The 26,909-nt window shown below is 46.4% G+C and carries 20 protein-coding genes and 4 tRNA genes; 16 read left to right on the forward strand and 8 right to left on the reverse strand.

What is annotated here, in order from left to right; all coding sequences use genetic code 11:
* Positions 1-40 precede the first annotated feature (40 nt).
* On the forward strand, positions 41-343 hold the full coding sequence (locus EP13_RS08185) for a PilZ domain-containing protein (protein WP_044056865.1): 303 nt from the start codon (positions 41-43) through the stop codon (positions 341-343).
* Positions 344-546: 203 nt separating this feature from the next.
* Positions 547-774: a DUF2061 domain-containing protein gene (locus EP13_RS08190; protein WP_044056866.1), complete on the forward strand. Its 228-nt coding sequence runs from the start codon at positions 547-549 to the stop codon at positions 772-774.
* 82 nt (positions 775-856) lie between these two features.
* Here the strand turns inward: EP13_RS08190 and EP13_RS08195 are convergent, their stop codons facing one another.
* A complete protein-coding gene (locus EP13_RS08195; protein ID WP_044056867.1) occupies positions 857-2,047 on the reverse strand; it encodes a class I SAM-dependent rRNA methyltransferase in 1,191 nt (396 codons plus the stop codon).
* A 234-nt stretch (positions 2,048-2,281) separates the two neighbouring features.
* Here EP13_RS08195 and EP13_RS08200 point away from each other — a divergent pair, with 234 nt between their 5' ends.
* Positions 2,282-3,262 (forward strand): NAD(P)H-quinone oxidoreductase, encoded by a 981-nt coding sequence (locus EP13_RS08200; protein ID WP_044056868.1) that lies wholly within the window; start codon positions 2,282-2,284, stop codon positions 3,260-3,262.
* Here the strand turns inward: EP13_RS08200 and rnhA are convergent.
* Complete coding sequence (rnhA, locus tag EP13_RS08205) at positions 3,259-3,729, reverse strand: ribonuclease HI (RefSeq protein ID WP_044056869.1); 471 nt, start codon at positions 3,727-3,729, stop codon at positions 3,259-3,261. The genes EP13_RS08200 and rnhA overlap by 4 nt on opposite strands.
* Positions 3,730-3,829: 100 nt before the next feature.
* Here rnhA and dnaQ point away from each other — a divergent pair, with 100 nt between their 5' ends.
* From dnaQ to EP13_RS08250, 9 genes are all read left to right on the forward strand, one after another.
* Positions 3,830-4,549: a DNA polymerase III subunit epsilon gene (gene dnaQ / locus EP13_RS08210; RefSeq protein ID WP_044056870.1), complete on the forward strand. Its 720-nt coding sequence runs from the start codon at positions 3,830-3,832 to the stop codon at positions 4,547-4,549.
* 72 nt (positions 4,550-4,621) lie between these two features.
* Positions 4,622-6,055 (forward strand): TIGR03503 family protein, encoded by a 1,434-nt coding sequence (locus tag EP13_RS08215; RefSeq protein ID WP_044056871.1) that lies wholly within the window; start codon positions 4,622-4,624, stop codon positions 6,053-6,055.
* Between the two features lie 205 nt (positions 6,056-6,260).
* Positions 6,261-6,337 (forward strand) — tRNA-Asp (locus EP13_RS08220).
* Positions 6,338-6,365: 28 nt separating this feature from the next.
* Positions 6,366-6,442, forward strand: a tRNA-Asp gene (locus tag EP13_RS08225).
* A 30-nt stretch (positions 6,443-6,472) separates the two neighbouring features.
* Positions 6,473-6,549: transfer RNA gene (locus tag EP13_RS08230), tRNA-Asp, on the forward strand.
* Between the two features lie 32 nt (positions 6,550-6,581).
* Positions 6,582-6,658 (forward strand) — tRNA-Asp (locus EP13_RS08235).
* 208 nt (positions 6,659-6,866) lie between these two features.
* Positions 6,867-8,420: an EAL domain-containing protein gene (locus tag EP13_RS08240; RefSeq protein ID WP_044056872.1), complete on the forward strand. Its 1,554-nt coding sequence runs from the start codon at positions 6,867-6,869 to the stop codon at positions 8,418-8,420.
* 75 nt (positions 8,421-8,495) lie between these two features.
* The gene (gene lolD, locus EP13_RS08245) at positions 8,496-9,176 is read left to right on the forward strand and encodes a lipoprotein-releasing ABC transporter ATP-binding protein LolD (protein ID WP_044056873.1); all 681 of its coding nucleotides are present in this window, start codon (positions 8,496-8,498) and stop codon (positions 9,174-9,176) included.
* A gap of 11 nt (positions 9,177-9,187) precedes the next feature.
* Positions 9,188-10,417: a lipoprotein-releasing ABC transporter permease subunit gene (locus tag EP13_RS08250; RefSeq protein WP_044056874.1), complete on the forward strand. Its 1,230-nt coding sequence runs from the start codon at positions 9,188-9,190 to the stop codon at positions 10,415-10,417.
* A gap of 71 nt (positions 10,418-10,488) precedes the next feature.
* Here the strand turns inward: EP13_RS08250 and EP13_RS08255 are convergent, their stop codons facing one another.
* A complete protein-coding gene (locus EP13_RS08255) occupies positions 10,489-11,838 on the reverse strand; it encodes a dicarboxylate/amino acid:cation symporter (RefSeq protein WP_044056875.1) in 1,350 nt (449 codons plus the stop codon).
* A 114-nt stretch (positions 11,839-11,952) separates the two neighbouring features.
* On the opposite strand from EP13_RS08255, the gene EP13_RS08260 reads away from it, so the two are divergent.
* A complete protein-coding gene (locus EP13_RS08260) occupies positions 11,953-14,175 on the forward strand; it encodes an Ig-like domain-containing protein (RefSeq protein ID WP_044056876.1) in 2,223 nt (740 codons plus the stop codon).
* A gap of 50 nt (positions 14,176-14,225) precedes the next feature.
* Here EP13_RS08260 and astB read toward each other — a convergent pair whose 3' ends face one another.
* Positions 14,226-15,566, reverse strand: a complete 1,341-nt coding sequence (gene astB, locus EP13_RS08265) for an N-succinylarginine dihydrolase (protein ID WP_044056877.1) — start codon at positions 15,564-15,566, stop codon at positions 14,226-14,228.
* Between the two features lie 364 nt (positions 15,567-15,930).
* Between astB and topA the strand changes: the two genes are divergently transcribed.
* Positions 15,931-18,591 carry a type I DNA topoisomerase gene (topA, locus tag EP13_RS08270; protein WP_044056878.1) on the forward strand — a complete coding sequence of 887 codons (2,661 nt, stop codon included), beginning with the start codon at positions 15,931-15,933 and terminating at the stop codon, positions 18,589-18,591.
* A 147-nt stretch (positions 18,592-18,738) separates the two neighbouring features.
* Positions 18,739-19,290 (forward strand): DUF2058 domain-containing protein, encoded by a 552-nt coding sequence (locus tag EP13_RS08275; RefSeq protein WP_044056879.1) that lies wholly within the window; start codon positions 18,739-18,741, stop codon positions 19,288-19,290.
* A gap of 76 nt (positions 19,291-19,366) precedes the next feature.
* On the opposite strand, the gene add is transcribed toward EP13_RS08275, so the two are convergent.
* A complete protein-coding gene (gene add / locus EP13_RS08280) occupies positions 19,367-20,380 on the reverse strand; it encodes an adenosine deaminase (RefSeq protein WP_044056880.1) in 1,014 nt (337 codons plus the stop codon).
* Positions 20,381-20,734: 354 nt separating this feature from the next.
* Between add and EP13_RS08285 the strand changes: the two genes are divergently transcribed.
* On the forward strand, positions 20,735-21,190 hold the full coding sequence (locus tag EP13_RS08285) for a GNAT family N-acetyltransferase (protein WP_044056881.1): 456 nt from the start codon (positions 20,735-20,737) through the stop codon (positions 21,188-21,190).
* A 45-nt stretch (positions 21,191-21,235) separates the two neighbouring features.
* On the opposite strand, the gene EP13_RS08290 is transcribed toward EP13_RS08285, so the two are convergent.
* The 3 genes from EP13_RS08290 to rne all read right to left on the reverse strand — a co-directional run bounded on the left by EP13_RS08290 (position 21,236) and on the right by rne (position 26,597).
* Positions 21,236-21,919: a haloacid dehalogenase type II gene (locus EP13_RS08290; protein WP_044058845.1), complete on the reverse strand. Its 684-nt coding sequence runs from the start codon at positions 21,917-21,919 to the stop codon at positions 21,236-21,238.
* A gap of 194 nt (positions 21,920-22,113) precedes the next feature.
* Positions 22,114-23,151, reverse strand: a complete 1,038-nt coding sequence (locus EP13_RS08295) for an oxidoreductase family protein (protein WP_044056882.1) — start codon at positions 23,149-23,151, stop codon at positions 22,114-22,116.
* 143 nt (positions 23,152-23,294) lie between these two features.
* Complete coding sequence (rne, locus tag EP13_RS08300; RefSeq protein ID WP_044056883.1) at positions 23,295-26,597, reverse strand: ribonuclease E; 3,303 nt, start codon at positions 26,595-26,597, stop codon at positions 23,295-23,297.
* Between the last annotated feature and the right edge of the window lie 312 nt (positions 26,598-26,909).

Here is a 26,909-nt window from a genome sequence, read left to right on the forward strand (position 1 = left end):
GCGTTTGAGGTTTACGGATAAGGTATCAGGAGAAGTAGAGATGTTGGGATATGACGATAAGCGCAATTTTTTCAGGATGATGGTAAATTCGCCTTGTCAGTTGCAGGTTACCGACGATGAATCAAGTCGTACAATGCAAGCCATGTGTAAGGACATTAGTGCGACGGGTATGTCACTAGAAGTTGATGAGCCATCCATCGAAATAGGCACCCAAGTGAGTGTTGCTATTGACTCACCCAGCTCTCAAGTTCCTTCTCTTGCTGCCATTGCCACTGTGGTGCGCTGTGTGCCAGAAGGCGACTCTAGTTGCATTGTTGGCGTTGAAATTTCTGAGATGAAATAACACCCTGTTGGGTTATTTCAGGGCAGGGGCACAGTATTGACGAGGCTGTGCTAAAAGGGCGAGAATAGGGCTTACCTGTCTCGCCTTTTTGTTGATTCTAAAAATACAATTAACGCATTCAATTAAATCGTTTGTCTTTTTCTTCCCTATTCGATAATAATTCTCATTAACATCTTTTGAGAACTTATTCAGGAACCATCATTATGAAAAAGACAATCACTTTTGCCGTTATGCACTTTTCCGTGGCATTTACCGTGGCGTACTTATTAACAGGCAGCCTTGTCGTCGGTGGCGCAGTGGCGCTTGTTGAACCGGCGATTAACACGGTGGCATTTTATTTCCACGAACTGGTATGGAAAAAAATTGAAAGCACTAAGGCCGATAACCAGCAAGAAGAAGGGTTCGGCCAAGCGATGACATTGGCGTCTTAATTTCACCGTTTAGTGGCAAGCTATTCCATAGATGACTTTGCTATGCCTTTCATTACTGTGGTGATAAGAGAGCCCAATTGTGTTAATCAGTGACTTCGCACACCAAGCCTTTGAGATAATATCCTTCAGGGTAGCTGCCAATAATAGGGTGGTCGGAGGCTTGGCTTAAACGCCCCACAATTTTAATGGTTCGCCCCGCGTCAAGGGCAGCATCTGCCACAATTTTCTGAAATAAATCGGCAGGCATTAACCCTGAACAACTAAACGTAAGTAACAAGCCTCCAGCTTTAACGGCATGAATGCCATACATATTGATATCTTTGTACCCTCGCGAGGCTCTATTTAACGTAGCTTTACTGTCGACAAATTTTGGTGGGTCAAGAATGACCATGTCAAATTGTGTCCCCTCTTCGTGATAGGCTCGCAGTGCTTTAAATACGTCTTTGTTCACATAGTGACTTTTACTGGCATCGAGATGATTGATGTCCACATGATGTTTGGCCAAATCTAGCGCGGGTTGCGACACATCCACATTAGTCACCGAGGCTGCACCACCGGCCAATGCATAGCATGAAAATGTGCCCGTGTAGCTGAAGCAGTTTAAAACGTGAGCATCTTTCGCAAAATGACCGGCCGCGGCGCGGCTGTCTCTTTGGTCTAAATAAAACCCTGTTTTATGACCATTAACAATATCCACCACGATGGATAAGCCATTTTCTTTTACGGTAACCTGCTCGGGCGGATTACCAGCCAATACACCAGTGACAGGGGCGAGACCTTCCTTTTTCCTTACGTCTACATCACTTCGCTCATACACATGGGTGTCAGGTAAAAGCTTGGTGATGGCCCACACAATTTTACTTCGGTGCTTTTCTGCGCCCGCGCTTAACAGTTGAACCACGGCAACATTGTCGTACACATCAATAGTGACACCGGGTAAGCCATCGCTTTCCGACGCAATCCAGCGAAAAGCGTTGGTTTGAGTGGGGTCGAAAAGCCGCCGTCTTAGTGACAGAGCAGCGTCCATTTTTCTTAAGAAAAAGCCGTTATCGATACTTTCCTCTTTTTTAAACGTCCACATGCGAACACGAATTTGCGAATCAGGCGAAAAAGCACCGCGGCCCAACCAATCACCATTAGCATCAAACACCTCTACGGTATCGCCACTTTTGGCGCGCCCTTTGACTTCGGCAATGGCGCTTTCAAATACCCAAGGGTGACGGCGTCTAAGGGATTTATCTCTATTCGTGTTTAAAACGATGTGTGCTGACATGTGACTCTCTGTTTTCGTATATCGCTAAGGCAAGGGGGCAAACGTTGCGACACCCTCCGAAGTGCAAAGTCTCGCACCCGCCTGTGTTTAGCGGCGAAGTATAGCGATTATTGCAATCCTGTGCGACCATTTACGCCTGAGTTAGACGCGGGATGGCCTAGTGTGTCAAAAATCTGTGTGCGATTTTCGCCATGCTTACGTATTAGCGTTATTCATTAGGTAAAAAGGAAAAACATGCGATTTGTCGACTACCAAAAAGGCGGAGAGCCTGATTCACTTTTTATTGCCCAAGCCGAAGCGCCTGCACTCACAGCGGGTAAGGTAAGGGTAAGGGTGCGTGGGTTTGGGATTAACCGTGCAGATACGTTACAGCGGCAAGGTCGCTATCCTCCACCGCCGGGGGAAAGTGAAATTTTGGGCCTTGAGGTTGCTGGCACAGTGATAGAGGTGGCTGATGATGTCAATCATTGGAAAGTGGGCGACAATGTATTTGGCTTAGTGGCCGGTGGCGGCTATGCGGAAGAAGTGGTGGTGCTAAGTTCTCATTTAATGCCAATGCCGGAAGCGCTTAGTTTTGCTGAGGCTGCTGGTTTAGCCGAAGTGTTTTTAACCGCCTTTCAATGTTTACGGACGATTGCCCATGTCAAACCCGCAGACAAGGTGTTAATACATGGTGGTGCGAGCGGGGTAGGTTTGGCGGCCACTCAGTTATGTCGGCTTTGGGGAATTGAGGCTGCCGTTACCGCGTCATCGCCTGAAAAACTAGCGTACTGTGAACAAAATGGTGCCGCACTTTGCATAAACTACACTCAAGATGATTTTGCGAAAGTGATTAACCAAGCCTGGCCGGAAGGTGTCAGCATGGTATTAGATATGGTGGCGGGCGACTATCTTAATCGCAACCTGTCAGTGTTACGTCAAGACGGTATAGTGGTGTACCTTGCTATGCTTGCCGGGCGCTATGCCGATAATCTCGATATGGCGTTATTGCTGGGTAAACGTGCCCGAATACAGGGCACAACATTGAGAAACAGAAGCGATGAGTACAAAAGTCAGTTGGTGGCGGATTTTAGCGCCACTTGTTTACCGGCGTTCAACAGCGGTGCTCTGAAGGTCAACTTAGACACCCAATACCGTATTGACGATATTGCAAAGGCGCACCAACGTTTAGAGCACAATAACACCCAAGGTAAACTTGTGGTGTGTTGGTCTTAAGCGCCCACGAAGCCTTCATCAGGTGTGGTGGGTTTCGATTCTGCGGCGGTGCGGGCTAAGGTATCGCATCGCTCGTTTTCAGGGTGGCCAGAATGGCCTTTAACCCAATGCCAGTTAACGTTATGAGCTTTGACTGCTTCATCTAAGCGTTTCCACAAATCGGCATTCTTTACGGCTTTTTTATCTGCGGTTCGCCAGCCATTTTTTCGCCAGTTGTGGATCCATTGGTTAATGCCATTTTTCACATACTGGCTATCTGTAGTGAGTTCTACGTTGCAGGCTTCGGTTAAGCTATTAAGTGCTTCAATGGGCGCGAGTAGCTCCATCCGGTTATTGGTGGTGTGCGCAAAGCCATGGCTCAGTTCCTTTCGATGCCCTTTGTAAATCAATACTGCGCCATAACCGCCCGGCCCAGGGTTGCCAAGACATGAGCCATCAGTAAATATGTGAATTGTTTTGTTTGACACAGCCACCTCTTAAATTTTTTATCGGAATTGCGCTTTTCCCTTAGCCTAGCGCAAAGGGGTTGATATACTAACAAAAAATATTCGTTGCAGCAGAGGTATCATGCGTCAGATTGTTTTAGATACAGAAACCACCGGTATTGAGCCTAAAGAAGGTCACCGCATCATTGAAATCGGGTGTGTAGAAGTGGTGAACCGTAAGCTAACGGGGAATCACTTTCATGTTTACATCAACCCTGGACGTCAAATAGAACAAGAAGCCATAGAGGTGCACGGGATCACTAATGAGTTTTTGCAAGACAAGCCTGTCTTTGCAGATGTCGCTCAAGATTTCGTGAATTTTATCCGAGGCGCGCAACTGGTTATTCATAATGCGCCCTTTGACGTGGGCTTTATGGATCACGAATTTGCCATGGAGCCGTCCACGAAAGGTGTCGTGACTCGAGATATATGCGACGTTTTAGATACTCTGATGTTAGCGCGCAAGATGCACCCGGGGCAAAAAAACAACCTTGATGCATTGTGTCGCCGGTACGGTATAGACAACAGCCACCGAACACTGCACGGCGCGTTATTGGATGCTGAAATATTGGCTGACGTTTACCTGCTTATGACCGGTGGGCAAACTAAGCTTAAATTAGCGTCAAGTGGCAGTAGTGAAGGTGATAGTAATGAAGTACGCCCAATCCAACGTACTGCAAATAAATTAAAGGTTATTAAAGCCAGCGCCGATGAGTTACTACAGCATGAAGCGCGCCTAGATATCGTAAAAGATGCCGGTGGCAAATGCTTATGGCGTCCAGACAGCGTGGAGCCTTCATAATCGAACGTACTTAGTACAGCTAAAAATATCGGCCACAGCAATTAGGTAATAGGAGAGCAGCGAGTGAAGGGGATGGGTAAATTATGGCGAATAGTATATCTGACATTACTGATATCCCTTCCGTCCTTGGCTCAGCAATCTGATGAGACAGGTAACGCTGCTGATGCATCATCGCCATTGTCTTCGCTAGGTGATGAGTACGAAAACTCAATTAAATTACTGCAAAATCGCTTCCGCGTGGATCACAACGTCAAAGAAGTGACGATGATTTTCTTTCGCGAGTACGGCTCAGCGCCGGTCGTACTCGTGCGCCCTGATGGCTCAAAGATATTTCAGGGGCGTTTTGATGAAGAAAAAGTGGCGTGGTATGACGCTGATACTTTCGACATGATTACCATTAAAGACCCTGTACCTGGTCCGTGGCAAGCCGTCGGGCAGGTGTTGCCGAATAGCCGCGTAATGGTTATTTCGGATATTGAGCTTAATGCGCAGCCTTTACCCCCAATATTGTTTTCAGGTGAAATTTTAAAATCTACGGCCTACCTCACCAATGGGGGAAAACCCATAGAAAATAGTTTGTTCAGAGATGTGGTAGAACTCAGTATCGATTTTCTGAGCACTAACAACCCTAACTTTGACAACTTTGCCACTAATGACCAAGAAATAGCCCGTTTCGAAGATAACGGTAGAGGCATGGATGAAAGGCCGGCCGATGGGGTATTTACAGGGCAATTCAACTTAAACATCGCGCCAGGTGAATGGAAGCCAAAGTTTACCGTTAAAACGCCAATGTTTACCCGTGAACACATTGACCCTCCGATAGTGCTGCATCCAAACCCTGTATCTATTACCGTGGAAACTGATGGAGGCGGTGAGGGTTACCATAAACTTATTATTGATGTGAATAGAGCGTTGGTGGACATTCAATCACTATTGATTGATGGCAAGGTGCGCTACCCCAATACCGATGTACAGAATTTTTCATTAACAGAAGGTGGCGATGAAGCGCGAGAACACCTTATTGTGGCTTATGAAGAAGGTATCTTTCGCATTAAACTTACTGCCTATGGAACCACCACCGACGGGCGCGATTTTATTCTCGATGTGCCGGAGTACAGTTTTTTGGCGGACGCCCCTGAGCCTGAAATTATCGACCCCTTGATTGATGGCGAAGACCCAATTGTTGACGGAAGTGAAGAAATACCTTTAATCGGGACGTCGTTTGAGTCGGACGAAGAGGTGCCCAGCGCGCCAGTTGAAGACAACATGGACTCGTCAACACTCATCATTTTATTAGCTGCCGTGAATGGCTCTATTTTGTTTATAGGCGTGCTTGCCGCCGTGTTTATTGTATTTAGGCGTCGTAAAGCCAAACAAAGACCTACTTTATCGGCTAAACAAGCGGCATCCGACAAAAAGCCGGTGACTGAAGAAGGATTGTCTCTTGAGGCGGAACCGAAAGGTTTGAAAAAGTGGTTGGGCATTTTTAGCAAGAAAAAATCGTAACCCCTTCACGTGGCATTGTCGATTAATTGCCCTTCATTGAATTATATTTCGACATTGTGACTAATTTACAGCCAAACAGTGCTCAGATGACAATTTTATTGCTAAAAAGCGTTGACTCCACTTAGGGGAATACGTATTATCTGCGCCGCAGTGAGGGCACGGGGTTAAAGCAACCCAATCAACTCACTGATAACATTGAAAATGTGGAGCGGTAGTTCAGTTGGTTAGAATACCGGCCTGTCACGCCGGGGGTCGCGGGTTCGAGTCCCGTCCGCTCCGCCACTTTCAATGGTATAACTAAAAGGTCTTCGGAGCGGTAGTTCAGTTGGTTAGAATACCGGCCTGTCACGCCGGGGGTCGCGGGTTCGAGTCCCGTCCGCTCCGCCATTTAGTTATACAGCGCAATCTCGATTATGTGGAGCGGTAGTTCAGTTGGTTAGAATACCGGCCTGTCACGCCGGGGGTCGCGGGTTCGAGTCCCGTCCGCTCCGCCATTAATCGAGTATAAGCGCGCTTCCCATATTGCGGAGCGGTAGTTCAGTTGGTTAGAATACCGGCCTGTCACGCCGGGGGTCGCGGGTTCGAGTCCCGTCCGCTCCGCCATTTCAAGCACGTTTAAAGATGCGCAGTTCTGCGTATTTCCTCTTTCCAAAACACGTTTTTGTGTTGGCTTTTTGCCAATTTTTTTCGTATGTTCATTGACTTATCATAATTGCATGTAATGCTTATTGCTATGCTTAAGTTTTGATGTAATTTCCTTAAATGCCGTTGTATTTTTTCCTTCCCCTATTTTTATACGTGAGTCTTGCTTATGACTCGTAATGAACAAAAACAATTTTTTGTGGCGGATAATTTAAAAGCCGTTGCGGTATCTTTGTTGAGTGTTTCGCTGATTACCCTTTTGTTGGGCATATTGATGTTTGCAGTGATCCGAGGACAAGAAGAAGCGCGCGCCCGCGACATTTTAGACAGTGTAAGAGCTATCTTCCAAGACGCAGAACGCACGATTGATTACCTCAATATGTTGCCCTACGACACCTGTACCATGGAAAACTTGTCGGAAATGCGCAAAACCCTATTTCGCTCTCGCTTTGTAAAAGAAATTGGCTTCTATGAAGATGGACTTTTGGTGTGTAGTACGTATTTGGGGGTTTTAGACGAACCCTTCAAAGAAGCACCACCGGATTTCTATACAGGGTTAAATGATGCTTTTTGGATTAATACGCCCCTTAAATTATTTGAAGCGCAAGCCACAGGTACCATCGTCAAACGGGGAAAATACAACGCCGTGCTGAATATGGATGGGGTGGTAGGCTTTAGTAGTTCTCAAGACTGGCAACTTATATATAACGGCGAACAGTTTTATCATATTGCCGGTAACCCGCGTTTAATCGAAAACACTGTCAATAAAGATGAACAACAGTATATAAACCGTTATTTCTCACTGTCCTTCTTTATGTGTGATGAGCGGTATTCAAATACGTGTCTGAAAGTGCAATCGGACAAAGGTCGTTTGTTTAGTTTACACAACAGTAAGTTAGTTTTATTCATTTTTATTATGCTTACCACGGCGGCGCTATCGCACATGGTAACCTTTAATTATCTGCGCCGACGTCGGTCGATTGAATACAGAATTACAAATGGCCTTGCACACAATAAGTTTTTTTGCCTCTATCAACCCTTTGTGGATTTAGCCTCTAGACAGGTCATTGGCTGCGAAGTATTAAGTCGTTTTGAAGACGAATTTGGCCCTATCTACCCAGATGAGTTTATTCCACAGGTAAGAGAGCAGGAAAAAACCTGGGAATTTACCATGGTGATGATTAAATCAGCGATGGAAGAACTTAACGCAAACCCTGATATTCCCGAAGGATTTAAGGTTTCCTTTAATTTATTCCCTTCCGACTTTACTCGCGAAAGTGCGTTAGATCTTGATTGGATCTTAGAGATAAACGAGAAGAACTTTAAGATTGTGCTTGAGATCACTGAAGACGAGCAACTGGCAACTCACAGTGCGGTGAAGCATATTAAAGCCCTGAAAAGCAAAGGTTTCATGGTAGCCATTGATGATTTCGGCGTGGGGTATTCTAATTTAAGCCAACTTAAATCTCTTAATTGTGACTTCTTAAAGATAGATCGCAGCTTTGTAATGGACATGGAAGATAACAGTATTCGTTCTTCGCTTATTCCGCATATCGTCAATATTGCTGAAGGGCTTAATGTAACGCTTATTGCTGAAGGTGTAGAAAACATAGACCAGTGCAAAGAATTGAATGATATGGCGGTAAAATATGGCCAAGGCTGGTTATTTGGTAAACCACAAGCTGCGAAAAGTTTAGCTGCTGCGATTAAAGCGTCGACATAGCGGCTTTAAGCTATTGGCGCGGAAGGGCTTCCGCGCTACCATGCATGCATAAAGTAAAAGGACATAGAAAGTTGCATGCAAGACGTATTACATTGCCATAAAGTCAGTAAAACTTATGCGGATGGTGAAACCACTACCCCTGTATTACACCACGTCTCGTTGTCGGTAAAACCGGGGGAGCAAGTGGCAATTCTCGGTAGCTCTGGTTCGGGGAAGAGTACCTTGCTGCATATCCTTGCCGGTCTAGACAAACCCAGTGAAGGTGACGTCTTTTTCCAAGATAAAAAAATCACCGCATTAAATAGTGCCCAGCTGGCTGCCTTACGCAATCAGGAAATGGGCTTTATTTATCAGTTTCACCATCTTCTTGGTGAGTTCACCGCCTTAGAAAATGTGGCTATGCCGTTACGTATCGGTGGCGAAAGTGCCGCAAGGGCGAGTCAGAAAGCCCAAGTGTTACTAGAAGAAGTGGGGCTGGCGCATCGTATGGCGCATTTACCTCATGCCTTGTCGGGAGGGGAGCGTCAACGTGTCGCTATTGCTAGAGCGCTCGTGAACGACCCTGCGGTTGTGTTAGCAGACGAGCCAACAGGTAATTTGGATGATTCTACCGGCGAACAGGTCTATCAATTAATTGAAAAACTCAGCCGCGATAAACAAACCGCGTTTGTGGTGGTGACTCATGACACCGCGCTTGCCTCTCGTATGGATCGTATCCTTCGCATAAAAGATGGCATTCTAAGTACGCAAAACTAGGGCAGGTTAACGTGAAACTAGCATGGCAGTTGGCGCGCCGTTTTCGGCATGCAAAAACGCAAAACAGGTTTATTTCCTTTATTTCCCTCTCTTCTACCTTTGGCATTGGACTAGGCTGCTTCGTTCTTATCATTTTATTGAGCGTGATGAACGGCTTCGAGCGTGAATTGACCCATCGAATTCTTTCGGTTGTGGCTCACGGTGAGCTTTACAGTGTGGATAGCACGGGGATTGAAAATTTAGACGCTCAATTGTATCGGCTCAATGACGACCCTCGGGTAGAAAGTGTTGTGCCTTACACCGAACTTACCGGTATGTTGCAGTTTAAAGGTGAGCTAAAGGCAGTTTCTCTTACTGGAATAGACGTTAATAATGACCCTAGTGCATTCAAACAACAAGTCAGCGAAGATAGCTGGCGCGCGTTTCAAGGCAATAAAGACGGGGTATTGGTGGGCAAGGGCATTGCCAATAAGTTAGGCATTTCAAAAGGCGATGCTGTGCAAGCATTGATTCCGGTTACCCATGCTGACTTGCGTTTTTCAGCGCCTACCACAGTAACCTTAATCGTGGCGGGTGTGATCAGTGTTGGCGGAGAGCTTGATAATCACATTGGTGTTATGCATTTAGCAAAAGCCTCTTCCGCTGCCGGTTTGACAGGGAAAGCCATGGGGCTTAGATTTCGCTTGTACGATCCTTTCTCTGCTTACAGCACCATGCGTGATATTGGCTATAGTTATCCGCAAGCGGTGTATATGTCTGACTGGACCCGCACTCAAGGGCACCTTTACAAAGATATACAGTTAGTGAGAACCGTGGTGTACATCGCGTTGGTTTTAGTGATAGCGGTGGCCTGTTTTAATATTGTGTCTTCGTTGGTGATGGCGGTAAAAGAAAAGCAAGCGTCTATTGCAATTTTGAAAACCATGGGGGCCTCAGACAGCTTAATTCGACAAACATTTATGCTGCAAGGGGCGTTGAATGGCCTCGTGGGTATGTCAGTCGGGGTGGGCTTAGCGGTTATCATCGCGCCTAATTTGTCGGCAATAGTGAAAAGTGTGGAAACGGCATTAGGCATTAGCCTGCTGTCTGGCGACATTTATTTTATCGACTTTTTGCCCTCGCAATTGCATTGGGCAGACGTTGGGGTAACCATAGTGGTGGCACTGACTTTGTCAGTGCTAGCCACATTATACCCAGCGCATAAAGCCGCCAAAATATCGCCTGCTGAGTCTTTGCATTAGTGATTAAATAGCAGGCAAATAAAAAGGGGCGATTCAGCCCCTTTTTTAATTAAATGTGAGTATGCATAGATTTATGCATCATTTTTATCGAAATGTTTAAAGTCGACATCTTCTTCTTTTTGCCCCGCTTTCGGGTTGTTGAAGACATCTTCATCTAATGCACCTTCACTCTTCGCCACTACGCATGACACCATACAGTCGCCGGTAATATTCACCGCCGTGCGGGTCATATCAAGGAGGCGGTCTACACCAATAATAAGTGCAATACCTTCCACTGGCAGGTTCACCTGCTGTAACACCATCGCCAACATGACTAAACCCACGCCGGGTACACCCGCGGTGCCAATAGAGGCTAAAGTTGCGGTAAGAATTACCATGAGGTAATCGCTCATCGATAAGTCTACACCGTAAACCTGAGCAATAAATACCGTGGCAACCCCCTGCATAATGGCTGTACCATCCATATTAATGGTAGCGCCAAGAGGGAGAGTAAATGACGAAACAGAGTTACCTATTCCCAACTTATTGCGTGCGGTCTCCATGGTGACTGGCAAAGTCGCACTGCTACTAGAAGTACTAAACGCGAAGATAGCCGCGTCGCGCATTTTGCGAAGCAGCATCAGGGGGCTTAATCCACTGAGGGTTTTAAGCAATACCGAGTAAGTCACTAGGCCGTGCAATATAAGCACCCCAAATACCAGGAAGAAGTATTTGGCTAGGCCCAATATGGTTTCCGCCCCTATGGTAGCGAAAAGTTTGGCCATTAACACGAATACACCGTAAGGCGCGAGGTTCATAATAATGGTAACCAAACGCATAACCACGGTATTCAAATCTTCAAATACTGCACTTAATCGCTTACCCGCTTCTCCGGTCATGGCCATAGCCACACCAAATAATACGGCAAACACAATAATTTGTAGCATGTTGCCTTGTGCCAACGAATTGACTGGGTTGCTAGGCACCATGTTAATAATGACGTCGCCCAAGCTCGGCGCTTCTTTCGCTTGATAGGTGGTTTCGGTGCTAAGACTTAGGCCTTCGCCTGGCGAAACCAGTAAAGCCATACTCATAGCCAGTGTGATAGCAATGGCGGTTGTGACAATATACAAACCAACCGATTTAATGCCTAAGCGACCCAATTTACTGGGGTCAGACAAGGCGCTGGTGCCACAGACTAAGGAAACGAAAACCAACGGGACAACCAGCATTTTTAAGCTGTCGATGAATATTTGGCCTAAGGTAGAAAATATACCTTCGACGAAAATGTCATACGTGGAAAGCGTCATACCGAATATCGAAAACTGAAAATCTCCGCTATCATCGAACAAGAGCTGGAGCAATAAACCAACAACAAAACCGGCAGCCATGCCGAAAAAGATCCTGGCGGTTAAACTATATTTATGTGCGGATTGAGACATTTAGATTCCCTGAGCATTTTTATATTTTTAGTCACAGTTAGTGTGCCAGATTCTTTTGATTTTTAAACATAAAAAACGACGCAATTGTCATTTATAGAGGTTCAGGAACGAATTATGCCACTAAATACGCGATCATTGACTCAGGCACTCTTTATTATTAGTACAATTTTCACTCTGTTTGCTTGTGGCGGAGGAGGCTCTGTGTCACGGGACGACAGCACCGATTCGGGAAGTTCTGACGGGTCGTCGGCCACCATAGTGGTAACCTTGAGTCTTGAAAACGACGCAGGGGTAAGTGACAAATCTCTCACCATTAATAACCCCCTTACTTTAGTTGCAGAGGTGAAAGACACCAACGGCAATCCTCAGTCAGATAGATTACTTACCTTCGCGATAAGCGAACCTACGTTAGCCAATTTTAGTAATGATATTGCGACTGCGCGCACTAACGAAGACGGTATTGCCAGCATAGGCTTAACGGTAGGTACTGCCTCTGGTGATGGTGAAATTACCGCAAGCTTATCGTCTGGAGAAAGCGGAACCACAACCTTTTCTTCTGAAGGTAGTGGGGGGGCCAATATACAACCTGCGTCTTTGTTATTGTATGCCAGTGCGGTGCAGTTAGCGTCCAGTGGCAATGATGAAATAGAACTTATTGCGTTGGTAAAAAATGAGCAAAGCGTGCTAGTAGAGGGCGTGGAAGTGAGCTTCTCAGCCCCTAGTGATGCAGGTGTCGAGCTCCAACTGACGCAGTCGGTTACAGCGGCAGACGGCACCGCTCGCGCTATTATTACCTCTCAAAACGATGCTTCTAACAGAGACGTTAGAATTACTGCACAAACTGGCACCTTGGTGGAGTACGTAGATATTGAGGTATCAGGCACAGAAGTGACCATTAACGGAGCCACTTCGGTTATCTTAAATGACACTGTGGAATATACGTTAAGAGTGCAAGACTCGGATGGAGAAGCCTTGCCTAATCAAACGATTACCCTAACGCCCGGTACAGGAACACTGTCTACCACTTCAGTGGTGTCAGGTGCCGATGGCCAGGCGAGTGTTTTCTATACGGCCACCACCTCAGGAGAAGACAGTTTTAGCGCCGCTGCGTTATCGGCTCTGTTTGTACAAAAGATTCAAGTTCAACAAGACGAATTTGAATTTGTGCAGGCGCCGACCGAGGAAGTCGCACTATCAACCAGTGCCACTATTGTGGGGCGTTGGCAGCGCGATAATAGCGCTTTGGAGGGAAGAGAGGTAAGAATAACGGCCTCTAGGGGCACGGTCACCACAGCGCAACCTCTTGTGACAGACAACAATGGTGAGTTTTCCTTTGATATTGTGTCGGACAATGCGGGTTTTTCCACGATTACGGCGTCAGGGTTAGGTACAGATGGAAGCGAAGAGGTGGTCGCTACGCTAGAGGTAGAGTTTATCGCTACAACCCCCTATTACATACAAGTAGATGCCTCCACAGAAATTTTAGGGCCCGACGGTCAAACCAGCTCTATTACCGCCATTATTAGAGATGAAAACGATAACTTAGTGAAAGGGGCATTGGTGTCGTTTAATGTAGATGACCCTTCCACGGGGACAATATCTCCGTCTCAGGCTACCACTGACAGTAATGGTATTGCTACTACGGTTTACACCTCAGGTGCCGTGTCGAGTCATGAATCTGTAGTGATTACAGCACAAGCGGTAGAAGCGCCTGAAGTTCAAGATGAAGTGTTGCTAACAGTAGGCAACCGCGCTTTTGACATTTCTCTTGGTACAGGCAACACCATTTTGGTGTCAGATGACACCAGTTACACAAAAGAGTTTGCAGTGTTTGTTTCAGATAGTGCAGGACAGCCAGTAAGCGACGTGGAGTTAACCGCGTCAATCAGCCCAGTAAAATGGGTAGATGGTGGTGGCTATTACAAAGGCTCTTGGTATTGGACTGGCACTGTGTGGGCAATTGATACACCGGTTTATTTTTGTGAAAACGAAGATCAAAACGACAACGGCATATTAGATATTGCGCCAGAGCCAAGTACCTATGATGAAGATACCAATGACGATGGCATGCTAACACCAGGTATTATCGGTACTGTGAATTTTGCTTCTGATGCCATCACCGATGAAAATGGTCAGGCAACCTTAGCATACCGCTATCCACAAAATTACGGTGGTTGGGTTGAGATGGTCGTGACGGTTTACGGTAAATCTTCCGGCAGTGAAGCGATAGCCAGCATGCGTTTTGGCTTGGAAGCTGCGGCAGACGATCTGTCTTCAGAAGAGTCGATGCCGCCGCCTAATCCTTTTGGTTCTGATGCCTGTCCTATTGCCAATTAACCCACAGTCATCTTAGGCTCGCAGCGCACTACGGCGAGCCTAAACCATCTTTAAACTTGCTGGAACGGATAAACTGAGCCAATTTTCAGGATTTGCGTGAGTTCATCGAGGGCAGTACGAGATTCTATTAATAGTTGCGGATCCCGTAGGTCATCTTCGCGCAATTCATCACGGTAATGCTTTTCTATCCACGCGTTTAAACGGGTAAACTGCGTATCGTTAATCAAGGTAGCCTGATTTACTGCATCTAGCTCTTGGTCGTTCATGGCCACCCGTAAACGTAAGCATGCTGGGCCGCCGCCATTACGCATGCTTTGTTTAACATCAAAATAATTGACAGATTTAATCGGTGTACCTAGGGTGACAAGCTTGTCTAGATAACGGCTAACGGCTTCATTTTCCTGACACTCAGTAGGCGCAATTATGGTCATTTCGCCGTTGGGTAAGGTAATGATTTGCGTGTTAAATAAGTACGTTCTAATGGCATCTTGTACAGATACTTCATCGGTAGGTACTTCAATAAAGTGCAGGGGCTTTTCACCAAATTTAGTTTGAATTTCCGCAAGGCCAGCGTCCTTTTTATAAAACGCTTGCTCGTGGAAAAACAACACATTTTGGTTACCTACGGCAATCACGTCGTTGTGGAATACGCCTTGGTCAATAACGTCAGGGTTTTGTTGCATGTACACCACCGAGTCGTCGTCGAGGCCATGCAAACGCGCAACCGCTTGGCACGCTTCTAGCGTTTGGCGTGCAGGGAATTTGGTGGGTGCTGGTTTGCTTGGGTCAAATGCATGACGACCGTAGACAAAAAGCTCAACGCCAGACTCACCATACTGGCTGCAAAGCCGAGTATGATTGGCAGCACCCTCGTCACCAAAATGTTCGTTATCAGGAAGGTGTTGATGATGGGCGAAGTATTTGTCGTTGGCAAAGGTGCCTTTTAGGATATTGCCGGTGACCTGAGGCTCCAGAGAGCGGTGGAACTTGTTGGTGAGGTTTGCTGGGGTAAAGTGTACCCGTCCGTCCGCAGTATCGGCGCTAGGAGACACAGTGGCGGCATTTGCCGTCCACATGCTACTGGCAGAGCAACATGCTAAGAAAATCTCGCGAGATTGCTTTGCAGCGCTTTCTAGAACACGAGCATCTGAGCCGCTAAAGCCTAAACGACGCAGGGCTGCAATATCGGGGCGCTCCTGTGGGGCGAGTACACCCTGTGCCATGCCCATGTCAGAGAGGGCTTTGGCTTTTGCCAACCCTTGTTTGGCTGCTTGTTTAGGGCTACTGATTGCGTTAGCGTTATTAAGAGAAGCAACATTTCCGAAAGACAAACCGGCATAGTTATGGGTTGGGCCAACAAGGCCATCAAAGTTAACTTCAAACTGCTTCATACTTTCCCTCTATTTGGTGTTTAGGCATTTGCACACTAGGCTATATAGTCGCCGGTATTCAAATACAGCAAATAGGCACGCCAAGGTATGCGCGTTTAGAAGAAGAATGCGCCTTGGGTATGCCGAATGGCTGGCATTATACGGTTTTTAAGGGCATTGCCAATCGTGCTGCTTACTATTTAAACAGTTTTTGTGTGAGTTTAAAGCAGTGGAAAGAATAAGTATGAAGAAGATCTTGTTTTCCATTCACTTTGTAGATATATGTTAAAAAAGAGCGGGTATCTCATCAAGCAGGCAAAGGTACTCCAATTTTCGGAATTTGACGTAAATAGTCATTAAAAATCAATAGGTTTAGTTCAATTATATGGCAAAATCACTGGTCATAGTCGAGTCACCAGCCAAAGCAAAAACGATAAATAAATATCTCGGTAAAGATTTTATCGTAAAAAGTTCGGTTGGCCACGTGCGAGATCTTCCAACGAAGGCATTAGGCAAAGTTGAGCCTAAAAAACCGGCAAAAGAACTCAAAACTTTAAGCGATGAAGAGCGACTAGAATATCTTCGTCGTCACGAATATTTGAAACTTGTCGATCGCATGGGTGTTGACCCAGAAAAAGATTGGCAAGCGCACTATCAAGTGTTGCAAGGCAAAGAAAAAGTGGTTAACGAACTCAAGAAGTTAGCCAAAGACGCTGATACTATTTATCTCGCAACGGATTTGGACCGTGAAGGGGAGGCCATCGCGTGGCACTTGCAAGAGTTGCTAGGAAGCAAAGGTAAAACTTACCAGCGCGTCGTGTTCAACGAAATTACTAAAAACGCGATTCAAGATGCGTTTTCTGATCCGGGCGAACTTAATATTTCCCGGGTGAATGCACAGCAAGCACGTCGATTCCTCGACCGTGTTGTTGGTTTTATGGTGTCGCCACTGTTATGGAAAAAAATTGCTCGTGGCCTGTCCGCAGGACGAGTTCAATCGGTAGCTGTACGCTTAGTTGTTGAGCGTGAACGTGAAATTAAAGCCTTTGTGCCCGAAGAGTTTTGGGATGTGCACGCCGACTTAACCAGCCAACAACAAGCCGCATTGCGCATGTTGGTGGCAAAACATCAGGGCAATGCGTTTAAGCCCAAAAATAAAGCCGAAACAGACAAAGCGTTGGCCGAGTTAGATGGCGCAAATTACCAAGTTGAAAGCCGTGAGTCGAAACCGACACAAAGCCGACCTTCTGCGCCCTTTATAACTTCTACATTACAGCAAGCGGCAAGCACACGCTTAGGGTTTGGCGTGAAGAAAACCATGATGATGGCCCAGCGTTTATATGAAGCGGGTTACATCACCTATATGCGTACCGACTCAACCAATTTGAGCCAAGAAGCCCTTGATAGTGCACGGGCGTATATTTCCGATAATTTTGGTAACAAGTATTTACCTGACTCGCCTATTCGCTATGGCAGTAAAGAAGGTGCGCAAGAAGCGCACGAAGCTATCCGTCCTTCTAACGTTAGCATAGGAGCTGCCAGCCTAGGCGATATGGAGCGTGATGCTCAGCGTCTTTACGAATTAATTTGGCGTCAATTTGTGGCCTGCCAAATGACCCCAGCGAAATACGATGCGACCACCATTCGAGTGTCTGCTGGCGACTATGAACTAACAGCGAAGGGCCGCGTACTTAAGTTTGATGGTTGGACCCGTGTTCAGCCTCAATTGCGTAAGAAAGGCGACGAAGAGCTCATGTTGCCAGACGTTCAAAAAGGTGACGTACTCGAATTAAAAGCGTTAGATCCTAAGCAGCACTTTACCAAGCCTGTTGCGCGTTTTAATGAAGCATCACTGGTTAAAGAGCTCGAAAAACGTGGTATTGGTCGCCCATCTACCTATGCGAGTATTATTTCAACCATTCAAGATCGCGGCTATGTGCGTTTAGAAAACAAACGTTTTTATGCCGAGAAAATGGGTGAAATTGTTAATGATCGTCTCATGGAAAACTTTGACGATTTAATGAGTTACGACTTTACCGCAAACATGGAACAGCAATTAGATGATATTGCTGAGGGTAATAAAAACTGGAAAGACGTGCTCAACGACTTCTACAGTGGTTTTTACGGCAAGTTACTGAACGCTGAGAAGGACCCTGAAGAAGGCGGTATGCGTCTTAATCAAGCGGTTCCTGCGGGCATTGAATGTGATAAATGTGGCCGCGAAATGAACGTACGTACCGCCTCTACCGGGGTTTTCCTTGGATGCTCTGGTTACAACTTACCGCCGAAAGAGCGCTGTACAAACACCATGAACCTTACCGCTGGTGATGAAGTGGTGAAGGTTGATGACGAAGAAGAACTTGAGACAGAAGCGCTACGCTCGAAAAAGCGTTGTCCAAAATGTGGCACCGCCATGGACAGCTACCTCGTTGATGAATCTCGTAAACTTCACGTGTGCGGTAATACCCCGACCTGTGATGGCACCTTGGTAGAGAGTGGCACCTTCAAGATTAAAGGCTATGACGGCCCTATTATCGAGTGCGATAAATGTGGTAGCGACATGGAGCTTAAAAACGGCCGGTTTGGCAAGTATTTTGGCTGTACCAATGAAGAGTGTAAAAATACTCGCAAGCTGTTGCGAAATGGTGAAGCTGCGCCACCGAAGGAAGATCCAGTGGATTTACCTGAGCTTCCTTGCGAGAAATCAGATGCCCACTTTATGTTACGGGACGGGGCGTCAGGTATCTTTTTAGCGGCGCATAACTTCCCTAAGTCGCGAGAGACACGTGCGCCGAAAGTGGAAGAGTTGGCGCGCTTTAGGGATAGAATTTCGCCGAAATTCTATTATCTTGCAGATGCGCCACAAAAGGATCCTGAAGGTAATCCGGCCATTGTTCGTTACAGCCGTAAGACTAAACAGCAGTATGTGATGTCGGAAAATGAAGCTGGAAAGGCTACAGGCTGGTCGGCGTGGTATGACGACGGCAAATGGCAAGAGCAGGCTGCGAAAAAGCCAGCTGCTAAAGCGAAAGCAAAGAAAAAATAGTGCTTAATGCGCGCAACGTTTAGGTCAAATAAGCCCGCATTTTGTCGGGCTTATTTATGTGATGTACATTACTCGATTACACGCTAAATTGGCTCAAACTAAGCCTGTTTGCGATTGAATATATCGACAAGAGATAGAGAAGAAATCATGGCTTCACTACAAGATCAGTTATTAAAAGCGGGGCTAGCGGATAAAGCCTCCGCCAAACAAGCTCGAGCAGATAAACGAAAAAAGCAAAAGCAGCAAAACAAGCAGAAACAACCGACAGTTGATGAAACAGCACTGGCGGCGCAAAAAGCGGCAGAGGAAAAGAAAGCGCGAGATCGCGCCTTGAACCAACAGCAACAGCAAGAACGAGAGAAACGTTCAATTGCCGCGCAAGTTAAACAGCTTATCACCACAAATAAACAAGAACGTAAAGGGGATATTGTCCTTAATTTCACCCATGAAAATGTGGTCAAGCGTATGTATGTCAGTAATGACATTCACAAGCAAGTCACTAAAGGTCGCTTAACCGTGGTGCTCCTTGATGACGCTTACGAGCTAGTACCCACCCCGGTAGCTGATAAAATCGCCCAGCGTGATGAGAGCTATATCGTCTATCGTGCCGACTTAGATACCCGTGGTAATGATGGCAAAGACGAGCAAGAAGAAGATTGGTACGCTGAGTATGAAATTCCTGATGATTTAACGTGGTAAAGGATAGTAAGGGCGGCTGGGTATCGCAATATGTTAATGCCGATACCCGCCTTTTTGCTTACGGTGAAGTGGCTGCTTACGCCGCTGACTTTGCCGCAACGTAATGGTCTAACTGCGCCAAATAATGTGCTTTCCCTTCCTCAGACAACCAACTTGCTTTAAAGCTATTTTCTACCAATGTCACTAATTCTTGTTTGCTAAACCCGCCTTCTTCCTGCAGCGCGACTAAGTTTTCGTTCAAATAGGCACGAAAATAAGAGGGATCATCAGAGTTAATGCAAGGGGTGAGGCCCAACGCTAGCATGTCTTTTATCTCTTTGGACGTCAGGGATTGAACCACAAACTTATTTGATACTGGGCAAACGGTTAACCCCAGTTTCTTTGCTTTGGCAAGGTCGCATAATTCCGTAGAGGCCAGTATATTGACGCCGTGGTCTATTCGGTCAACCTTAATCTCTTCAATGACTTGGCGTATATGTTCTAAAGTGTTGTCTTGATTGACGTCGCAATGCATGGTGAGTTTTAACCCCATGTCTCTGGCTTTGGCAAACACCGCACTGAATTTCTCTGGTGGATTGTTTTTCTCATCTGAATCTAACCCCACGCCCACAAGTTTATCTATGTAAGGCTCAGCCATCATTAAATGCTGCATGGCTGACTCTGCAGACATATCACGTAAAAAGCACAGAATTAGCTGGCATTCTACGTTAAGCTGCGTGGCTGCGTCAGTTCTGGCTCTGTCTATTCCACTTATCACGGTGTGGAAACTTACGCCCCTTGAGGTATGTGCTTGCGGGTCGAAGAAAAGTTCGACATACACGATATTCTGCTGAGCGGCGCGAGTGAGATAAGCCATGGTAAGCTGGTAAAAATCTTCTTCGCCTATTAATACGCTCATACCTGCGTAATAAATGTCTAAAAACGAAGGAAGGTCGTGAAAGTTGTAGGCCGCAATCATTTCTTCTGGGGTTTTCGCGTTAAGGGTGACGCCATTTTTTTGTGCCAAAGCAAAGCTTAGTTCAGGTTCGAGTGTGCCTTCTATATGAACATGAAGTTCTGCTTTAGGCATGTTTTCAATAAATGTTTTCATTTGCCTGTTCACCATTGGTTTTATTATTTGGAGTTGTTTTTGTTGAGCCACGACAGTTACGGCGGTGCTAACCCTTGCTAGTGGTCTCGCCTTTAACGTTTTGTCTTTGGCTTCACTTTCACTCTTAATTTATACAAGAACTGCGCCTAAGATAACTTGGGTTAAAAGCGTGAAAATCAGCGGACAATCCCGAACTCAGCGAGCATTTTGCGAAATTTTTGTCCCATGGCTGCATCATAATAGGGCAAGGGCAATGAACTAACCTGGTGGGCTATCAGGGGTTGGTTCTGATTGCAGTAGAATTGGGGTAAACTTAGCACCATCTTAAACGTCTATAAAACGCCCCAGATAATAATGATAAATTGGAAAAGCCTTGGATTTGACGCGTTAACGACGCATCAACTATTCGAATTACTAAAACTTCGTGTGGATGTCTTCGTGGTAGAGCAAAATTGCCCATATCCTGATCTAGATGAAAAGGACAGGCATTGCGACATGCGCCATCTCATGGGATTTGAGCAGGACAAACTGGTTGCTTACGCAAGGTTGTTACCCCCCGGTGTTAGCTACCCTTCGGCCAGCATAGGTAGGGTTGTCACACATCAAGACTATCGCGGAAACGGCAGGGGTAAGCTGCTCATTGAAACTGCCATCAAGTATTGTGAATCTTACTGGCCAAACAGCGAAATAGAAATTGGCGCACAAACCTATCTGTTGTCGTTTTATGAAAGTTTCGGCTTTGTGCCTACCTCAGACATGTATTTGGAAGATGGCATACCTCATGTGGATATGAAAAGAACGCCCCAGTAAGGGGCGGTGCTTGTGTTTAACGGGGAGGACTGATTTCGCTAGCTGCTACTTCACGTCAGGCAATTGTGCGACAAGTTCATTTAATCCGGAAACCACGGTGTCTGGCTTTAACGCAAGAGGATAAAGCACTTTACCGGGGCGAGCGATAAATGCAGCTTGCCAACCCGCTTGTTTTGCGCCCGCAATATCCCAACCGTGAGCGGCGACTAACATGGCGTCTTCGGGTTTAATTTGCATTTGTTCAGCTGCCCATGCATACGCGCGCAAGTCAGGTTTGTACAAATTAATGTCCTCTACACTTAAACGTTTATCAAAATAGGACAGTAAGTCGGCATTCTTGAATTGGGTATAAACCCCTTTGTTCGACGAGTTAGTTAAACTTACCAAAGTGTAGCCTTTCGCTTTCAGTGCTTTAAGCCCTTCAACCACATCACCGTGAGGAGGAAGGCTTCTCAGTGGCGTGACTATTGCCTTTTTGGCGTCTTCTTTTGATAGCGTTATACCTTCTATTTCTGCCACCATAAGTAAAGACGCTACGCCAATTTCACCAAAGGTATGAAACCGTTGAGTTGTAGAGTCAACCAACGAGTGATGCAACATAGTAGAAAACCATAGTGGTAGTAAATCATTGCGTCCGCCTAACGCTTCGCCCACAGAACTGCGCATGGCAGTTAAGTCTAGTAGGGTTTCATTGACGTCGAAAAATATCACTTTGGGGGCAGGGAGCATGTCAGCAGAAGCGGCATGGGTTTCATGATTATGCGCTAGGGAGGGGAGTGAAACTAAACAGCAAAGTATAAGCAGCAACCGTTTCATAAAAAACCTATCGTGTAGTTTGAACGAGTGTTCAATTTAGGTGGCTTTGGTTTACCTGCCAACTCACCCTCGTTCAATCGACATACTGGTACGACGAACTGCTGTGGTTATCCCAGCGCGTTCAGTGCAAGTTGTGTTTGCTTGGTTAACTCCGCATTTATTTTCCAATGATCTGGTGACCATCCGGCTAAAAAACGATGGAAATCTGCGCAGGCAAAGGGGTAGAGGCTTCGCCATTCTTGTAATATTTCATTAATTTCACGATCAGAATGCCTCTTTATAGTCACCTTATTATTGAGTGCTTGTTTCAGGGCTTGTAAATACACCTCTAGTAAGTCTTGGTTGTGGGCAAGTTGATCAGATTCACTTAATGCACTTCCTAAAAAATAGGCGACGTCCTTTACCCCAACGCCATGGCCCGTATATTGAAAATCGATAGCGGCGCAGTGCGATAAGTGACTGGTGAAGCAAAAGTTAGCGACTTTGGCATCACCATGCAGCACGGTATGGTATTTTGCCTTATTCAGGCGGGTAGATAGGCCATGAGCTGCATCTTTAAGGGGGCTCGCCTTCATGGCGTTAAATTCATCTAGCCGTGTGCCAAGGTGCCAATAAGTCCCTTCTTGCCATAGGTTTTTATCGCTAACCCCCATAAACTGCCCATGAAATGCCGCCAACCATTTAAGTACAACAACGGCATCATCGGGCGATAATTCCATGGTGGTTTTCTCATAGCCAAGATTTGCAAGATCCTCCATCACAATAAGCGTGTCGTTTGAGTGTTGTTCCTCTTGGTTTTGCCCGGCAGGCGAGGGGAGAAGCGCAATGGTCTTTGGGGTTTTGCAATCTTGCGTTGTGAAGGGTTGAAGGTGAGTGTAAAAGTAGGCTTCTACCTTGAATGAGCGACATTTTCGTTTAAAGCTGGTATTGCCGCTCCAGCCTTTAGGATGATGGCTACCCAGCCTAGGTTGTGCACATTTGGCTACCACACGTTTTGTCGCACTTGTTCCGACAGGGGATAAGGTGGCTCTAAAACAAGCTCCTTGCTCACTCCAAAGTGGTTGTATAAGCGTGGCGTGTTTAACTTCACATTGGGTAGCCTGTGCGAGCCACTTTATAAATTCAGAGTTAACTTCATCAACCATTTTATCATCAGCCTTATTCTTTAAAGCGCCTTACTGATACCCGCAAGAGGGCTAGCAATGGTGTTAAGAAAGAAGTGACAAAAAAGCCGCTGATTAAGCGGCTTTTGTCTTTATTTCACTTTGCCAAAGAATGGCCAGCGGAATTAGCTGTTAGCGGCTTGAGACTCAGTCTCTTCGTCACTTTCAGCTGCCGACTCAACATGTTGAGAGGCTACGTCTACGCTTGCCGGCAACGTGGTAGGGGCAGAAGCCTTTCCAACAACATCACGCATTAGCGCTTGTTTGCCACATACCGTGATGGCAGGACGTGTATCATCTGCTTTTGCCACTAGTGCCACATCAGTAAATGCATCATCAACCGAAGCCGGTAATGTCATAGGGTGAGATGCCCTACGTTTACCTAAGCTACTTGCCGCCAAACTCGTGTTGATAACCGATGTCTTCACCGACTTAGGGGTTACCGGCTTTTCGTCGGCAACGTCAGCATCACTGCTTTGAGCTTTTTCTTCCACAACCACCTCTGGGGCCACATCAGCACTGCTTTCTTGCGCGCTTGGTGCTTCAGCGCTATCGCCATCGTGATTCAAATCTATTTCAACTTGCTTAGGTGGCGTTGCTTGCGCTTCTACAGGCACTTTAACCCGAGGCTTCGCTGGCTTAGCATTGGCATCAGCATCTGGAGAAGTAAGATCGAACTGAAGTTCGTCTTGCACAACATCAGCGGCTTCTTCGCTTGCAGGCTCTAGCAAACCGGGCTTATCTGCTTGCGTCGAGTCTTCTTCACTTGGCGCTTGGCTTACGTCTTTCGCTGGCGACGTAGCTTCTGCTGGCGTTTCAGCGGCTTGAGGTTGCGCTTCGCTTTGTTCATTGCTTGGCGTAGACTCAACAGCGACTTGCGGCTCAACAGGCGCGTCTGTTTCTGAAGACTGGACCTCTGATTCTAACTTACCGGGCATTGCTGCTTGGGTTTGCGCGGTATCGTTAGACTCTACATTGGCGCCGTCTTCTGATGCGTTTTGCGCATCCTTCTTACGACGTTGTCCTGCTGCACGAACATGACGAGGTGAACGACGTGAGCGGCCTCTGCCTTCTCGTTTCTGACCATTTTCATCCTGAGTCTGGTTAGCATTTTCGTCTTGTGTGCTAGGTGTAGAAGGCGTTACCTCTTCTTGCGCCTTAGATTCAATAACGTCGGTCTCATCTATTTTCGGCTTCTTAGGCGCTTGAGTCTGTTCTTGCTTAGGGGTTGACTCATTCGCTTTTGGCTTGGTTGTTTTAGGCGCTTTTTCGTTGCCTTCCTCAGCCGCCATTGCTTTCACAGGCTTCGCTTTAGCGGGCACCTTGTTCTTAGCTTGAACTTGAGTATCTTCGTCTTTATTCACTCGAACACTGCGGCGTGTATCACGACGCTTACGACGTTCAGCAACTTCACGCTTTTTCTGCGCTTGCGGTTCTTGGCTGTTGTCTTGGCTTTGTGCTTTATCTACCGGCTTAGTGGTCTGTTGCTCATCACGGGGCTGCTGCGCCTTACGCGGTTTGCGATTGCGGTTGTTACGTTTTTCGTCTTGATCTTGACGTGGCTTACGTTGTTCCTGATCACCACCTTCTTTGTTTTGTGGTTGCTGACCATGACGACGGTTATTTTTCCGAGGCTTACGACGTCTGTCATCGTTATTACGCTGACGTGACTGGTGCCCTTTGCTTGCCGGTTTTTGCTGTTCCTTGGTTTCTTTCTCTTTGCTTTCTTCGCTACCAAAGAGGTCGCTTAACCATTTACCAATACGAGAGAACAAAGAAGGTACATCTGCAGGCTTCGATGGTGCCTCTTTAGGCGCAACAACAGGTGCCGCGGTGGGGGCAACTAAACCTTTAAGGGCAGGCTCTTCTCGTTTAACTGGGGCGGCTGTTGTGGTCTCTGTTTCTGCTTCTACCGCAGGCATAAGATCAACTTCGTAGCTCGCTTCTGACACCACGTCATCAGGGCGACGGCGCTGAACTTGATAGTGTGGCGTGTCTAGATTTGCGTTAGGGATAAGTAATAAATCTACACCGTGGCGCTTCTCTAGTAACTGGATAGACTTACGCTTTTCGTTTAGCAGGTACGTGGCAACAGGGACCGGAAGCTGCGCTTCAATTTGCCCCGTGTTTTCTTTGATGCTTTCTTCTTCAAGAATACGTAGGATAGAAAGCGCAAGAGATTCAGTACCACGAATAGTGCCGTGACCTGAGCAACGAGGACACACATGGTGTGCCGACTCGCCCAATGAAGGACGTAAGCGTTGGCGTGACATTTCTAATAAGCCAAAGCGAGAGATACGGCCTAATTGAACACGAGCACGGTCACTTCGTACTGCATCTTTCATCCGGTTCTCAACTTCACGCTGGTGTCTTACCGGTGTCATATCGATAAAGTCGATAACCACCAAGCCACCTAAATCACGTAGGCGTAGCTGACGTGCAATTTCGTCTGCTGCTTCTAAGTTGGTATTCAGCGCAGTTTCTTCAATATCTCCGCCTTTTGTGGCGCGGGCAGAGTTGATATCAATTGAGGTGAGTGCTTCGGTAGGATCAATAACAATTGAGCCACCTGACGGTAAGCGAACTTCACGTTGAAATGCCGATTCTATTTGGCTTTCAATTTGGTAGTGACTGAACAATGGAACTTCGCCACGGTAAAGTTTTACGCGGTTTGCGAAGTCAGGACGTACCAATTGAATGTGCTGTAATGCTTGTTCATATATGCTGGTTTTGTCGATAAGGATTTCGCCAATGTCGCGACGTAAGTAGTCACGAATAGCACGGACAATAACATTACTTTCTTGGTGAATAAGGAAGGGAGCTTCACGCTCAGCTGCCACACCAGAAATGGCATCCCAGTGCTTCAATAGCACTTTAAGATCCCACTCAAGTTCTTCAAAAGACTTGCCTACACCCGCAGTACGAACGATTAAGCCCATGCCATCAGGAAGATCAAGTTTGCTTAATGATTCTTTAAGCTCTGTACGCTCATCACCTTCGATACGACGAGAAATACCGCCTGCTCTCGGGTTATTTGGCATTAATACTAGGTAGCTGCCCGCTAACGACAAGAAGGTGGTTAATGCAGCCCCTTTCTGGCCACGTTCTTCTTTGTCAATTTGGACAATAACTTCTTGGCCTTCTTTGATAACGTCCTTGATGTTAGGACGACCTTCGAATCTGTAACCTTTAGGGAAGTAAGTGCGGGCAATTTCTTTGAGGGGGAGAAAGCCATGGCGCTCAGCACCATAATCAACAAAAGCGGCTTCTAAGCTAGGTTCTACGCGAGTAATTTTACCCTTGTAAATGTTGGCTTTTTTCTGCTCGTGTCCTGGGCTTTCAATATCTAAATCATACAAACGTTGCCCATCAACGAGGGCAACTCGCAACTCTTCTTGTTGAGTTGCATTAATTAACATTCTTTTCATTGTATCTAACTCTGTTTTATACAGCCATTTAGACACAAAATTAAAGTGACATGTGCAAACCCTCACCGCGCAACCTCACGGCTGGACGGGGACTTTGTTGTAACGTCGCATTATCCTAAAACATGATCTTAAAACTTAACGCAATAAGCCTGTGCCGATTCATTTGGCTGGATTACAACTTATTGCGCATTGTCTGTTTTAAAGGATGTCGGGAGCGACACGCCCTTATTTCTTTCTTACAGGTAAATAAGCAGCCTTTATGCGCACTGCTTATTTCGTCAATTCAATTCTGTTTGCTAAATGGCGAACTTA

This window comes from Alteromonas australica (assembly GCF_000730385.1).
Classification (GTDB): domain Bacteria; phylum Pseudomonadota; class Gammaproteobacteria; order Enterobacterales; family Alteromonadaceae; genus Alteromonas; species Alteromonas australica.

What these genes read in the sequence shown, in the direction of transcription:
- EP13_RS08185 (WP_044056865.1), top strand. Translation starts at nt 41, where the DNA reads ATGTTGGGATATGACGATAAGCGCAATTTTTTCAGGATGATGGTAAAT.
- EP13_RS08190 (WP_044056866.1), top strand. Translation starts at nt 547, where the DNA reads ATGAAAAAGACAATCACTTTTGCCGTTATGCACTTTTCCGTGGCATTT.
- EP13_RS08195 (WP_044056867.1), bottom strand. Translation starts at nt 2,047, where the DNA reads ATGTCAGCACACATCGTTTTAAACACGAATAGAGATAAATCCCTTAGA.
- EP13_RS08200 (WP_044056868.1), top strand. Translation starts at nt 2,282, where the DNA reads ATGCGATTTGTCGACTACCAAAAAGGCGGAGAGCCTGATTCACTTTTT.
- dnaQ (WP_044056870.1), top strand. Translation starts at nt 3,830, where the DNA reads ATGCGTCAGATTGTTTTAGATACAGAAACCACCGGTATTGAGCCTAAA.
- EP13_RS08215 (WP_044056871.1), top strand. Translation starts at nt 4,622, where the DNA reads ATGGGTAAATTATGGCGAATAGTATATCTGACATTACTGATATCCCTT.
- EP13_RS08240 (WP_044056872.1), top strand. Translation starts at nt 6,867, where the DNA reads ATGACTCGTAATGAACAAAAACAATTTTTTGTGGCGGATAATTTAAAA.
- lolD (WP_044056873.1), top strand. Translation starts at nt 8,496, where the DNA reads ATGCAAGACGTATTACATTGCCATAAAGTCAGTAAAACTTATGCGGAT.
- EP13_RS08255 (WP_044056875.1), bottom strand. Translation starts at nt 11,838, where the DNA reads ATGTCTCAATCCGCACATAAATATAGTTTAACCGCCAGGATCTTTTTC.
- EP13_RS08260 (WP_044056876.1), top strand. Translation starts at nt 11,953, where the DNA reads ATGCCACTAAATACGCGATCATTGACTCAGGCACTCTTTATTATTAGT.
- astB (WP_044056877.1), bottom strand. Translation starts at nt 15,566, where the DNA reads ATGAAGCAGTTTGAAGTTAACTTTGATGGCCTTGTTGGCCCAACCCAT.
- topA (WP_044056878.1), top strand. Translation starts at nt 15,931, where the DNA reads ATGGCAAAATCACTGGTCATAGTCGAGTCACCAGCCAAAGCAAAAACG.
- EP13_RS08275 (WP_044056879.1), top strand. Translation starts at nt 18,739, where the DNA reads ATGGCTTCACTACAAGATCAGTTATTAAAAGCGGGGCTAGCGGATAAA.
- add (WP_044056880.1), bottom strand. Translation starts at nt 20,380, where the DNA reads ATGAAAACATTTATTGAAAACATGCCTAAAGCAGAACTTCATGTTCAT.
- EP13_RS08285 (WP_044056881.1), top strand. Translation starts at nt 20,735, where the DNA reads ATGATAAATTGGAAAAGCCTTGGATTTGACGCGTTAACGACGCATCAA.
- EP13_RS08290 (WP_044058845.1), bottom strand. Translation starts at nt 21,919, where the DNA reads ATGCTCCCTGCCCCCAAAGTGATATTTTTCGACGTCAATGAAACCCTA.
- EP13_RS08295 (WP_044056882.1), bottom strand. Translation starts at nt 23,151, where the DNA reads ATGGTTGATGAAGTTAACTCTGAATTTATAAAGTGGCTCGCACAGGCT.
- rne (WP_044056883.1), bottom strand. Translation starts at nt 26,597, where the DNA reads ATGAAAAGAATGTTAATTAATGCAACTCAACAAGAAGAGTTGCGAGTT.